We start from the raw sequence: 14,213 nt of genomic DNA, 5'->3' as shown, positions 1-14,213 counted from the left end.
TTCGTTGTTAGGAAGTGTTGATTGAACCAGTTAGACCTTCAACTTCCTGCCTAAAATCTGTTCACCTCATCACTTGCTGAACTTTGCAACTTGAATGGTGACGGGTATATTAGCTTCAAATCTACTTTAAGCGACTCAATAGTTTATCTATTTCAATGCGTTGCTTTCCATTACTGTCGCCAACAACCGACATCAGAATCTCTTTTGCTCCTGCTTGGTCATCAATTTCAAGGTAGGCACGTGCTAAATCGAGTTGTGCACCTATCCCATTTTCATCGTCGTCAATATCAACGCTTTCTTGTAGGTCAACAACGTCAGGAAACTCTTCCAAACCAAGATCTAATGCAAGCTCAGAATAGGGTTCGTCTTTAGTATTATCATCACTGTTTTCAAGTAATGTTTCTATATCAATGAAGTTATCACCCGTGCCACGTTCAACTTTTGGCAAAGGAACCGCTTCATTGAAAGCGACGTTACTCAGTTGTTGTGCTAAAAGATCATGCTCTTTATCCACATCGTTCGTTTCAGCGACTTCATCAGTGCTTTCTTCAAATTCAGACAGATCAAGCTCGGGTGTTTCATCTTCTTCTAACGCAGATAAATCAAGCTCAGGCGTTTCATCTTCTTCTAGCGAAGACAGATCAAGCTCAGGCGTTTCATCTTCTTCAAGCGAAGATAAATCAAGCTCAGGCGTTTCATCTTCTTCGAGCACAGATAAATCAAGTTCAGGTGTTTCATCTTCTACAAGTGCAGATAAATCAAGCTCCGGTGTTTCATCTTCTTCAAGTGCAGATAAGTCAAGTTCAGGTGTTTCATCTTCTTCAAGTGAAGATAAATCAAGCTCTGGCGTTTCCTCTTCTTCAAGTGAAGATAAATCAAGCTCTGCCGTTTCATCTTCTTCAAGTGCAGATAAATCAAGTTCAGGTGTTTCATCTTCTTCTGGCGAAGATAAATCAAGCTCTGCTGTTTCATCTTCTTCAAGTGCAGATAAATCAAGCTCTGGCGTTTCATCTTCTTCAAGTGCAGATAAATCAAGCTCAGGTATTTCATCTTCTTCAAGTGCAGATAAATCAAGATCTGCCGTTTCATCTTCTTCAAGTGCAGATAAGTCAAGGTCTGCCGTTTCATCTTCTTCAAGTGCAGATAAATCAAGATCTGCCGTTTCATCTTCTTCGAGTGCAGATAAGTCAAGGTCTGCCGTTTCATCTTCTTCAAGTGCAGATAAATCAAGATCTGGTGTTTCGTCTAGCGCGGCAACATCTTCTATATCGAGTTCAACAGACTCTACTTCTTCAGGCGCAGTCTCTAACAATGCATCAATATCTAAATCTTCTACGTCTAAATTCTCAACAGGTTCAGCATCTAACAATGCATCGATATCTGAGCTATCAACATCTAAATTTTCTACAGGTTCAGCATCTAACAATGTATCGATATCTGAGCTATCAACATCTAAATCTAAATCTTCTACATCTAAACTATCAACAGGTGCAGCGTCTAACAATGCATCTAAATCTTCTACAGGTTCACCATCTAACAATGCATCGATATCTGAGCTATCAACATCTAAATTTTCTACAGGTGCACCATCTAACAATGCATCGATATCTGAGCTATCAACCTCTAAATCTTCTACAGGTTCAGCATCTAACAACGCATCAATATTTGAGCTATCAACATCTAAATTTTCTACAGGTGCAGCATCTAACAACGCATCTATATCTGAGCTATCAACATCTAAATTTTCTACAGGTGCACCATCTAACAACGCATCAATATCTGAGCTATCAACCTCTAAATTTTCTACAGGTGCGCCTTCTAACAATGCATCTATATCTGAGCTATCAACATCTGGTGATGCCATAGCCAAATCTAAGTCAGATTCACTCTCTGCTACAACATCAATTTCCTTTACCGAGTTAGTCTCTGTCTCAGCTAATACTTGTGCTTCCCATTCTGCAGCCAAATCTAAATCAGCTTGTTCTGCTGCAGAAATAGGTTCGTCATCATCAAGGTCAACTGACGTCATCAAATCGTCATCTTCGCTTAATGCGCCGATACCAAAGGGATCATCTTCACCTTCATCTAAATCAACTGACGAAATTAGCTCTTCATCATCAACCAGCGCGCCTATTCCAAATGGGTCATCTTCACTTGTTACCAACTCATCTTCATCGATGTCCACCGATGAGATTAATTCTTCATCGTCAGCGAGTGAACCAATACCAAATGGGTCATCTTGACTGGTCAGTGATGCATCATCTGCAGTAATATCTTCATCTGAATCCGGCAGAACAAGATCATCTAACTCATCAATATCAACACTTTCAGGGGCTGCCATCTCTTCATCAGCCGTAAAATCAAGCTCAGCATTTTCATCTTCCGAAAAGTCGTCTGTTAATAACTCATCAAACTGTCCAGATTCTTCCATTAAGATTGACGTTGACTCAGCTAACTCTTGTTCATGTTCAGCTAATTGACGTTTAGCGCGTATACGAGAAATAAGTACAAAAATAAACAGCAATAAAAGTACAGGTGAAAGAATAACAACCAATAAATTGGTAAGTGATGAGGTAATTAAACGTAATATTTCATTAAGCATGCCCTCACCGCTATAAGGCGGTAATTCAACAGCATCTAACTGAGCGCGATAATCATCAATAATCTTCTGTAATTTCACCTGAATCGCAGCTTCTTCCGCTAACTGTTCCGACAAGAAGCTAATTTCGTCACTTAATGGTTGTAACTTTAATTTCAATACCTGTGTTGCTTCTGTTGCAACAATGAATTGCTCGTTTAACAGTAGCATTTCAGCCTGTAACGTCGCGAGGCGTTGCTCCGCGGTAGATGCTTTTTGTTTATTAAATTCATTTTCAGCAGCAATAGCAGGATCAACTTTCACCACCTCAGCCTCTGGGGGCAATTGCGTTAACGCTTGAGTTTCTACAACAGGTTGCGCTTTAACCGGTGCTTTTTTGGCAACACTTTTTTTGCTGCTGTATTTTTTAATCAGCGCCATCGCTTCTCTGTCGGATTGCTCAGCAACAAATTCAAGTGACGGTACTTTTATGATAGATTCAGGAATTATTTTATTGATATCACCTTTGTAAAAAGCAAAGGGATTGGTTTTATAGATTGCCACCATGGTCTGTTGCACACTGACCGAGTTATCTGGGCGTAATTTTGAAGAGATAGCCCACAATGTTTCAGTAGGACTTACCGGACCATATTGTTCGAAAGCTAAGAATGTATCACCACTGGGTCCTGTCAAATCAACACTCAAGCTCACGGAGGGAGAGAAAAGCAATGGAGAGCAACATACGAGAGAGAGAAGAAGACGCTTCATATTCATTCCTTGGAAATAGTATTAATAAGAGTTCAGTGAATAATAAACTAGGGCAAGTCAATCTGTAAAAAAAAAGAACAAGTAAGGCTAGAATTGAGATCTAGCCCACTATAACTAGCGTGTTATCAGGCTTTTACGCTATTAAAGATAACTTGTAATTAACTTTTCTGCCACTTTGATAACGGTTGTTGCAACACCAAAATGGTAGTTATCAGCACAAACCCACATGTTGATGCCACTTTCATCACACAGGTCTTTACGTAAACGGCCAACATGTACATCGGTATTACTCACCACATCACTGATCATGTTCGGGTAATCACACACTGTTTTTGACAGGGTAACACCTTCACTATGATGCAGAGACTGTGCCACTTCATCCATATCAACAGGATAATGTGTTTGTAAATGGACAGATTGCGCACAACCATAAAACAGTGGCACAACAACTTGTGTAGACGAAACAATGATTGATGGATCATTTAATAAACGACGCATTTCATTTACCAGACGCAATTCACCGAAAGTAATACCTTCATCGTTAAACTCCCCTACTTGCGGAAAGATATTAAAAGCAGTTTGTTGTGGGAATGTCTCTGGTTTAACTTCTTTAGCATTTAATAGACGCGCTGTTTCGCCAGCAAGTGTCGTTACACCCACTTTTCCTGCAATAGAAACAGACTGGTAACTAGATACGTTAATACGTACTAGGCCCACTTCTTGATGCAATTGAACAACAGAAAGTGCAAGTTGTGCCGCTTCGCTGCTTGGAATGGCAATTTTGTTTGTTTGTGTAAATGAAGCTAAGTTCTCTTCGTTCACATCAACTTGTACTAATGGCACACTTTCATCTTCTAAGAATGCACCACTGTTATCGATAACAACACAGTGTTCAGCTGCTGCATTCGCGTATTCATTCGTTGTTTCAATATCCGTTAAGAAGAAAGCAATATCTACTTTTTCCCAATCAAAACCATTAATATCAATCACATCAACAGGTTTACCTGAAAACATAACCGTTTGTGTTTCTTCTTCGTCATCTTGTGCTTCATTTTGCAAAGGAAAGATTTTTCCGATCGGGAAATCACGTTTAGCTAACACTTCTAGTGTTGCTTCGATACAACCTTTTAGGTCACCAATAAGGGCAATATTATATTCTGATTTCATGTTATCTCTCTTGTAGGTTGTTGCTATTAAAGCCTAATGACTGCAATAATTTTGTTTGGGAAGTAGAAGTATTTACGGTTAGCGTCGATAATTCGCGTCGTTCACTGTAAGTTTTGCGCATGATATCAAAACCATCATCTTGATCAATCATTTGTCGAAATAGCGCGTCATCTCGACGTACATCATAAATAAGATGCACCAGTTGTTTAAGTACCGCTTGGGACAGTTCCTGAGTAATAGTGATATCCGTAATGGCAGCTTTAACCACAAAATCGGCAGCCTGGTATTGTACTTTTTTATTTAAATGCAAGCAAAGTGCTTGATAGAGCATTTCAGTACCCCGTGCTCTGCCATCTAAACTATAACCGGCGATATGCGGTGTCGCTATTTCAACATAAGGTAACAGCTGTTTTTCAATGTTTGGCTCATTTTCCCACACATCTAAGACTAATGTAGGCTGATGCCCATTACGCGCGAGTGTTAGCAACGCTTGATTATCAATCACTTCACCTCGGGAGGCATTTATTAAAATCTGTTGATCATTAAGTTTCGCTAATACACTTGCGTCAAACATATGCACAGTAGGAAATGCCCCGCCATGGATTTTAGGCACGTGTAAACTAATAATATCTGCGTTTAGCACGTCATCAAAGCGACAAAATTCACGTTTATCACCCGCAAGTTGTAAAGGGGGATCATACAATTTACAGCAAACACCTAACGCCGTTAAGCGTTCGTATACTGCACTACCCGTATTACCTGCGCCAACAATCGCGACACTTTTATCGGTTAATTGAAACTGCTGTTTTTCAGCTAAGATCAACAAACTACTTAATACGTACTCTGCAACAGAAATTTTATTACACCCAGGGGAACTGCTAAACGCAATGTCATGTTGCTTTAAAAAATCTTGGTCAACATGGTCCATTCCAATGGTTGCAGTACCCACAAATTTTAGGGTTTTATTCAAGTGTAATAAACCTTCATTCACCTGAGTGATTGAACGCACTAACAGAATATCCGCATCACTTAGCTGTTCTGGACTGACAGTTCTACCCGAAAAAAAAGTTAGATCACCAAAATCACTAAAAAATTGTTTTGCGTAGGGAATATTTTCGTCGATATATAGTTTCATCATTTAACCAAAAATTTTAAAACAAAAAAGGAGCCAAAAGCTCCTTTTTATAAAACAGAATAGAGGTAAGACGTGAGCCTTATCTCTAAAACACTTTATTTAGTGAAACGCTTGAAAACTAGCGTTGCATTTGTACCACCAAAACCAAAACTGTTAGACATAACAATATCAAGTTTTGCATCTTGTGCCGTGTTTGCCACGATTGGAAGATCTGTTGCTAATTCATCAATATCGTTGATATTAATTGAAGGAGAAATAAAGTCATTTTCCATCATCAGCATGCTGTAAATAGCTTCATGAACGCCGGCAGCACCTAGTGCATGACCCGTTTGAGATTTAGTTGCACTGATTTTTGGTGCTTTTTTATCTGCAAATACTTCGTTAATCGCGCCCAGTTCTTTAGTATCGCCAACCGGTGTAGATGTGCCGTGTGTATTGAGGTAATCAACATCACCGTCAACCGTTGCAAGTGCTTGTTGCATACAACGCACAGCACCTTCACCCGATGGAGCAACCATGTCGTAACCGTCTGACGTTGCGCCGTAACCGACGATTTCAGCATAGATTTTTGCGCCACGTGCTAAAGCATGTTCAAGTTCTTCAACAATAACCATACCGCCACCGCCAGAGATAACAAAACCGTCACGGTTCGCATCGTAGGTACGTGAAGCCAGTTCAGGCGTTTCATTGTATTTACTTGAAAGAGCGCCCATTGCGTCAAACGTACACGCAGTCGTCCAATCAAGTTCTTCACCGCCGCCAGCAAATACGATGTCTTGTTTGCCTAGCTGAATTTGTTCCCAAGCATGCCCAATACAATGTGCACTTGTTGCACATGCGCTACTCATTGAGTAGTTGATGCCTTTAATTTTAAACGGTGTTGCTAAACAAGCAGACGTTGTGCTCGCCATAGTACGCGGTACCATGTATGGGCCAACACGACGAACGCCTTTAGTTTTCATTATTTCAGCGGCAGCTACAGAGTTGATTGACGATGCGCCACCCGATCCTGCAACGATACCCGTACGGAAATTAGATATTTGATCTTCAGGAAGACCAGCATCTGCAATAGCTTGTTCCATAGCTATGTAAGTGTATGCAGCCGCATCACCCATGAAACGCATTACTTTACGATCGATATGATCCTTTGGCTCAATTTTCAGATCACCCCAAACGTGGCTACGCATCTTCATCTCAGCAAACTGCTCAGAGAATGTAATGCCTGATTTACCACTTTTAAGTGACGCTAAAACTTCTTCTTGATTGTTACCAATACTAGAAACAATGCCAATACCTGTAATTACTGCTCTTTTCATTATTAAGCCTTTATTGCTTGGAGGACTAATCATACAATGGGGACTAAATGTAAACATTCAACCCCGACTGATTTAAACCAAAATAGTGTCGCATATAATAGGGAATATATCTTGTCTGAAGACAAAAACAACCAAATTTTACCACCCCAAATAAACTGGTCTGATCAGTCCAGCTCATTTTCCACCCTATTTGACGATCTAAACTTTAATACAGATCAACGCATTGAAGCCTCACAGCACCTATTTCTCGATGCCCATCAACTCACCGCGCGTTGGTCATCCTGGAAAACGGAATCATTTTGTATCGCGACAACGCAGTTTCAAAGCGCGCTTAATTTTTTATTAATCGGTTATCTGTTTGAACAATTTTCACACAAAAATCCTGATTCACCCCTTAAACATTTGTTTTTTAGTGGTTTTGAAAAGACGCCATTAAGCAAAGAGGAGCTGCAATTAGCGATAGAAAAATGGCCTATGTTAAGCGCTTATAGTACGCCTTTATTAGCACAATACCCGTTAGCGCTTTGTGGTTGCCACCGTTTGCATTTTAATAACATCACCTTAGACCTGTGGTTCGATGAAGTGCATGAATCACTTGCTAGTCTGTATTTATACCAAACGGGTTTATTTGATTGTTGGTTAATTGAAGCAAGGTCACTGCACAAGAAAACAGAGCAGTATCAACAGCATTTATTTGAACTCATTAGCAACAGCGCGAAAAAAGGTGCAACCCTTGTCGCCTTTAATGTGAATGACCTTGTTGAAGAAAACCTTCAAGCCCTTGGGTTTACGTTGCATAAACAGCACAACACAAGCGCTGAAAGTAAAATACTGGTCGCTAACCTGACAGATAAAACGCCCCTTGCCGCGCATGGCCAATATCATCGCCCAGCAAAAACAGCAAAGAGCAAAGAGATCGCGATTGTTGGTGGCGGTATTAGTAGTGCTTGTTTGAGTTTAGCGTTAATAAAACGGGGTTATAACGTCACCTTATATTGCAAAGATGCCACGCTCGGTAATGGTGCGTCAGGCAATCAACAAGGCGCGCTGTATCCGCTGTTAAACAAACAACACGATGTCTTAAGTGTGCTCTTTGCAAATAGCTTTTTATACGCACGTAATTATGTCCAATGCATTAACCAAACGCATGCTTTTGACTTTGATTTCTCAGGTTTATTACAACTTTATTATGATCAAAGCGCATCCAAAAAACTCGATAAAATAATAGAAGCCAATTTACCCCGTACCTTAGTGGAGAAGTTAACCCCCGAGCAAACGGACAAACTGGCCAATATTGATATTGGCCAAGCAGCACTTAATTACCCGCTCGGTGGATGGTTAAGTCCGACTCAAATGGTGCACGCCATTTTTAATAAAGCCATGCAAACCGGTAAATTAAGCATCCAGCTTAACCAGCATTTAATCGCCTTTGAAGAGAATGAAAAGGGTTGGTCCTGCCACTTTAAAGACAAAACGGTTAATCATGAGCTGTTGGTATTAACCACTGCGATGCACACTTTAGACTTTAAACAGAGTGAAGCACTGCCGCTTTCAGCTGCCCGAGGACAAGTGACACATATTAAATCGACACCCGGTTTAAAAGCGTTAAAACTGACACTCTGCCATGAAGGATACCTAACACCGATTAATAATGGTTTTCACTGTATGGGCGCAACGTTCAAACGACACAATATGGATGAGCAATTTTCAGCACAGGAACAAGTTGATAACAAAATAAAGCTCAATAAATGTATTCCCAATAAACCCTGGGTTGAGCAAATAGATGAAGTACATGAAAATGCCAACATTGGCATTCGTTGTACAACACGGGATCATTTTCCGTATATGGGCGCACTGCCAGACTACCAAGAAACCAAGTCATTTTATCAAGATGCCGACAAGAAAATGCCAACGGATAACGCCCCTTTTCATCGTAACCTGTTCATCTTGTCGGGGTTAGGATCGCGTGGATTAAATACTGCACCACTATTAGCGGAAACGCTGGCCAGCCAAATAAATCATGAACCATTACCCTTGAGCAAAGCAATTTTGAATGCCATGCAATGTAATCGCCAATGGGTTAGTTACCTTAAAAAAGGAAAAACCTTAGCGTTTTAACAGATAAATAATGATAACGACGCGGCTCGTTATCATTTAAAGACACATTTTTATTAAAATAGCCGTTTCTCAAAGTCCCCTAAGTGGCGGTATTTATTCTTATAAAGGCTTAAATAAGGGGAGCGAGCGCATAATCGCTATCAAAACGAGGTAAAGCAAACATTCTTTACCCTTAGCCCTTTGTTAAAATACAGAATTAAGTTAATCTACGCGCTCGATTTATGGGTATGACAAAATGATTAAATCTTGTCCGTTAAACTTACCCTTGTAATTATTAAAGAGAAACAGAACTGCTTAATGAAATATTCCCGCGTTTTTATCAATAGCTTTGCTTACGAATTAGCCCCCGAGGTTGTCACCAGTCGTGAATTAGAATCACGTCTTGCCCCGTTATACCAGAAACTACGTATTCCAATGGGTCAACTTGCCGCGTTAACCGGTATTGAAGAGCGCCGTTGGTGGCCTAAAGATCATCGTTTATCTGACGGTGCTATCGAAGCAGCTAAAAAAAGTATCGCTGAAACTGATATCAACATTAATGATATCGGTGCCGTTGTTTACACTGGCGTTTGTCGCGACCAACATGAGCCCGCGACGGCTTGTCGTATTGCCGCTGAATTAGGTGTCGATAAAAGTACAGCTATCTACGATATCAGTAATGCCTGTTTAGGTGTGTTATCGGGTATTTTAGATGTTGCTAATCGTATCGAGCTTGGACAAATCAAAGCTGGCCTTGTTGTTTCCTGTGAATCTGCACGCCATATTGTTGATATTACTATCGACAACATGCTTGAAAATCAGAACATTCAAAACTTTGCTCAGTCACTGGCAACATTAACCGGTGGCTCAGGTGCCGTGGCAGTTTTGCTTACCGACGGCAGTTTACCGCTTAAAAATGAACGCCAGCACAAGTTACTTGGCGCAAGCCATTTAAGTGCACCGGAGCATCATGATCTGTGTAAATGGGGCTTACAAGAAGTTGGCCTTAAATTACACCGTGAATATATGCGCACCGATGCAGTACCGCTTCTAAAAGAAGGTGTGGCATTAGCACATGATACTTGGAAACACTTTCTCGCACAGCGTGATTGGGTAGCAGATCAAGTTGATAAAGTTATTTGTCATCAGGTTGGCTCGGCGAATCAAAAACAAGTATTAAGCGCACTTAACATCCCAACGTACAAAGAGTTCCCTACCTTTAAAACATTAGGCAACATGGGCACGGTTTCATTACCTGTTACGGCGGCGATGGCACACGATCAAGGCTTTTTAAAAGCCGGTGATAAAGTGAGTTTCTTAGGTATAGGCAGTGGCCTTAATTGTATGATGTTAGGGCTTGAGTGGTAACTATTATGAATTTAGAATCTTTATTCCCATTTAAACGTAATTATTTAGACAGAAACGGTCAACAGTACCACTACCTTAATGAAGGCGAAGGCGAGCCGGTTGTGATGGTACATGGTAATCCAAGTTGGTCTTTTTATTACCGTAATTTAGTACAAGCATTAAGTAAAAATTACCAATGTATCGTGCCTGATCATATCGGTTGTGGACTATCAGACAAACCCGGTGACGACGATTACGAATACACACTAAAAAGTCGTATTGACGACCTTGAAGCCTTGCTTGAATCATTAAACATCACCGAGAACATCACGCTTGTCGTGCATGACTGGGGCGGCATGATAGGCATGGGATACGCATCGCGTTATCCTGAACGTATTAAACGTTTAGTGGTTTTAAATACCGGTGCATTTCATTTGCCACAGGAAAAATCATTACCGATTGGCCTGTTCATTTGCCGTAATACCTTATTAGGTACATTACTTGTGCGTGGCTTAAATGCCTTTTCTTCAGCGGCCTCTTACGTGGGCGTGAAAAGAAAAGCAATGCCAAAAGACGTACGTAAAGCTTACGTAATGCCCTTTAACTCTTGGAAAAATCGTATTTCTACATTACGTTTTGTACAAGATATTCCTCTGTTTCAAAGTGACAAAAGCTATCAATTAGTCTCTGATATTAGTGACAGTCTTGAAAATTTCAAAAAGACGCCTACTATCATCTGCTGGGGCTTAAAAGACTTTGTTTTTGATAAACATTTCTTAGCCGTTTGGAAAGAAAAAATGCCACATGCAGAGGTTAATGAATTTGCAGATTGTGGCCACTACATCTTAGAAGATGCAAGTGATGAAGTAATTCCACTTATTGAACAGTTTATGGAAACAAACAAATAAAAATGATCGAAACCAATCAAGCGAACCTCTGCCGACATCTTGCTGATGCGGCAGACAAATTCCCCACCTCTCTTGCTGTTGCCGTACAAAAAATAAAAATGGGTAAACTTACTTACCAAGAGATGGACTTTGCACAGTTACACCAACGCAGTGATCAACTTGCCTTCGCATTTAATAAACAGGGACTAAAAGCAGGCGATAAAGCCGTGTTAATGGTCACACCAAGCCTCGATTTCTTTACTATCACTTTTGCGCTGTTTAAAGCGGGCATTGTGCCTATTTTAGTAGATCCTGGCATGGGCACTAAAAACCTAAAACAATGTTTTTTAGAGTCAAAACCTGATGCGTTTATTGGCATACCCAAAGCACATATCGCACGTCGTTTGTTCTCTTGGGGTAAAGAAACAATTCAACACAATATTACCGTTGCTGGCTGTGGCTTGTGGGGTGGTATTAGCTTAAACAAGTTATTAAAGAAATTCCCAGCAGAAAACAGTTATTCAATGGTGACATCTTCGCCTGATAAAATAGCAGCCATTCTATTTACCAGCGGTAGCACGGGCTCTCCAAAAGGTGTGGTATACAGCCATGGCATGTTTGAAGCGCAAATTTCAGTATTAAAAAATGATTATAATATTGAACACGGAGAACGTGATTTAGCGACATTCCCACTATTTTCACTGTTTGGTCCCGCCCTTGGCATGGCCTCTATTGTGCCAGAAATGGATGCCAGCAAACCGATTACCGCTAATCCGGAATATCTATTTGCAGCCATTAAAAAATACCAATGTTCAAACTTATTTGCCAACCCTGCATTAATCGAATTACTCGGTTATGCCGGTAATCGAAAATGTGTCAAACTAAACAGTTTAAAACGTGTTATTTCTGCCGGTGCACCTGCCACTTTGCCCTCTTTAAAACACTTTGCAAAACTACTTGATAAAGGCGTGGATGTTTTAAATTCTTACGGCGCGACTGAATCACTGCCGATCAGTAAAATAGCCAGTTCTGATTTATTAAAAACAGAATCGATCACTGATACTGGTGGCGGTATTTGTGTCGGTTATCCGGTTGAAAACACCGAGATTGCGATCATCAAAATCACAGAAGAGTCGATCAGTGAGTGGAGCAACAACCTTAGCTTACCTATCTATGAAATCGGTGAAATTGTTGTCTCTGGTCCGCAGGTTAGCCAGCAATATTACGCGCGAGATGCGGCAACCATCACGTCTAAAATTACCCAGGATGATAGCATTCGTCATCGTATGGGTGATCTCGGTTATTTAGATGAACACGGTAGATTGTGGATGTGTGGACGTAAAGCGCATCGTGTCGAAGCCATTTACCAAGAAAATCTAAAACCTTATTTTTCTATCTGTTGTGAGCGCATCATTAATACGCACCCTTCCATTAAACGCAGTGCGTTAGTTGGCGTTCAGGTTGGCGGATTAACAACACCGGTCATTTGTGTTGAACTACTTGAGAAACAAACAGAGAGTAGTTTAAAGCTATTTAATGAATTACGTTTTACAGCAGATAAACATGAACATAGTCAGGGCATAAAGCATTTTTTAATCCATCAAGGTTTTCCGATGGATATACGCCATAACGCCAAAATATACCGCGAACAATTAGCAGTATGGGCGCAAGCTGAAATCAAAAAAGAGTGTAACCTATAATATGACCGAGCATCAAAACCTTGTTTTTAATACGCTAGATAAAAAAGCGCAGGCGGTTTTATCTGAACTCAAAGCAAGTTCAAAACAAGTTTTTGTGACCGGCGCCGGTGGTTTCTTAGGTAAAGCCTTGTGCCAATTTTTACGCAGTGCCGATATTAAGGTCATTGGTTTTGCCCGTGGTGATTACCCAGAGCTTAGCGCGCTGGGTGTGACTATGGTTAAAGGTGATATTAGCGATCAACAAACACTGTTTGATGCCATGGCGCATTGTGATGTGGTTTTCCACGTGGCTTCCAAGGCCGGTGTTTGGGGTAACAAAGAAAGTTACTTCAAACCAAACGTAGAAGGCACTGATAACATTATTAATGCCTGCATCGCGCATAACATTACCCGTTTAATCTACACCAGCACCCCCAGTGTTACCTTTTGTGGCAAAGACGAAATTAACATCGATGAGTCTAGCCCCTATGCAGCGCAATTTTTAAACTTCTATGGATTATCTAAAGCTGTCGCTGAGCAAAAGGTGTTAAACAGTAATAGTGATTCACTAAAAACCGTAGCCCTGCGCCCACATCTTATTTGGGGACCTGGCGATCGTCATTTAGTGCCGCGCGTATTAGCGCGCGCAAAAGCAAACAAATTAAAATTAGTCGGAAAAAACGATAAACTGGTTGATACCATTTATATCGATAACGCAGTTTATGCGCACTTATTAGCGGCTGTTGAATTAAACAAGCAAGATGCAAAATGTGCCGGGAAAGCGTACTTTTTAAGTAATGATGAGCCTATTTTCATGGCTGACATGCTCAATAAAATACTCGCCTGTCAAAACTTACCTGCAGTCACTAAACGTGTACCAGCAGCGCTCGCTTATACCGTTGGCACATTACTCGAATGGGTTTACTTAGCACTGCGCAAAAAAGACGAACCGATCATGACCCGTTTTGTCGCAAAGCAACTTTCTACCGCGCATTATTTTAATATCAATGCAGCTAAACAAGACTTAAATTACACCCCGCTCATTAATATTGAACAGGGTATGCACCGCTTAAAAATATCACTTAACTAGCAGCCTCACTGACACATTCAGAATAATAAGCAATTAATAGCAACCGAATTTAACAGCCGTTTAAGCCTTCCCCCCATGATTGATGCTGAAAGAAATAACATCAGACAACAAGTTATTAAAGTGGTGAAAGCGAAACAACGAGAGACGCT

Annotated in this window: 9 protein-coding genes; 5 read left to right on the top strand and 4 right to left on the bottom strand. The window is 40.6% G+C overall.

The window, feature by feature from the left end; translation table 11 throughout:
- Positions 1–121: 121 nt before the first annotated feature.
- The 4 genes from CXF74_RS07445 to fabB all read right to left on the bottom strand — a co-directional run bounded on the left by CXF74_RS07445 (position 122) and on the right by fabB (position 6,964).
- Complete coding sequence (locus tag CXF74_RS07445; protein WP_198552812.1) at positions 122–3,346, bottom strand: FimV/HubP family polar landmark protein; 3,225 nt, start codon at positions 3,344–3,346, stop codon at positions 122–124.
- A 141-nt stretch (positions 3,347–3,487) separates the two neighbouring features.
- Positions 3,488–4,513, bottom strand: coding sequence for an aspartate-semialdehyde dehydrogenase (locus CXF74_RS07440; protein ID WP_101081788.1), 1,026 nt, complete (start codon positions 4,511–4,513; stop codon positions 3,488–3,490).
- A gap of 1 nt (position 4,514) precedes the next feature.
- On the bottom strand, positions 4,515–5,648 hold the full coding sequence (locus CXF74_RS07435) for a 4-phosphoerythronate dehydrogenase (protein WP_101081787.1): 1,134 nt from the start codon (positions 5,646–5,648) through the stop codon (positions 4,515–4,517).
- A 95-nt stretch (positions 5,649–5,743) separates the two neighbouring features.
- Complete coding sequence (fabB, locus tag CXF74_RS07430) at positions 5,744–6,964, bottom strand: beta-ketoacyl-ACP synthase I (protein WP_101081786.1); 1,221 nt, start codon at positions 6,962–6,964, stop codon at positions 5,744–5,746.
- A 111-nt stretch (positions 6,965–7,075) separates the two neighbouring features.
- Between fabB and mnmC the strand changes: the two genes are divergently transcribed.
- The 5 genes from mnmC (at position 7,076) to oleD (ending at position 14,064) form a co-directional block, all read left to right on the top strand.
- The gene (mnmC, locus tag CXF74_RS07425) at positions 7,076–9,082 is read left to right on the top strand and encodes an FAD-dependent 5-carboxymethylaminomethyl-2-thiouridine(34) oxidoreductase MnmC (protein ID WP_232772468.1); all 2,007 of its coding nucleotides are present in this window, start codon (positions 7,076–7,078) and stop codon (positions 9,080–9,082) included.
- A 297-nt stretch (positions 9,083–9,379) separates the two neighbouring features.
- Complete coding sequence (locus CXF74_RS07420; protein ID WP_101081784.1) at positions 9,380–10,429, top strand: 3-oxoacyl-ACP synthase III; 1,050 nt, start codon at positions 9,380–9,382, stop codon at positions 10,427–10,429.
- Between the two features lie 5 nt (positions 10,430–10,434).
- Entirely contained in the window at positions 10,435–11,316 is an 882-nt protein-coding gene (locus CXF74_RS07415) for an alpha/beta fold hydrolase (RefSeq protein WP_101081783.1), read from the top strand.
- A 2-nt stretch (positions 11,317–11,318) separates the two neighbouring features.
- A complete protein-coding gene (gene oleC / locus CXF74_RS07410; RefSeq protein ID WP_101081782.1) occupies positions 11,319–12,995 on the top strand; it encodes an olefin beta-lactone synthetase in 1,677 nt (558 codons plus the stop codon).
- Position 12,996: 1 nt separating this feature from the next.
- The gene (oleD, locus tag CXF74_RS07405; protein ID WP_101081781.1) at positions 12,997–14,064 is read left to right on the top strand and encodes a 2-alkyl-3-oxoalkanoate reductase; all 1,068 of its coding nucleotides are present in this window, start codon (positions 12,997–12,999) and stop codon (positions 14,062–14,064) included.
- Positions 14,065–14,213: the final 149 nt, after the last annotated feature.

This window comes from Psychromonas sp. Urea-02u-13, assembly GCF_002835995.1.
Lineage (GTDB): Bacteria > Pseudomonadota > Gammaproteobacteria > Enterobacterales > Psychromonadaceae > Psychromonas.
Note: the sequence above shows the minus strand (reverse complement) of the source record. Positions and strands in the feature narration are given on the sequence as shown.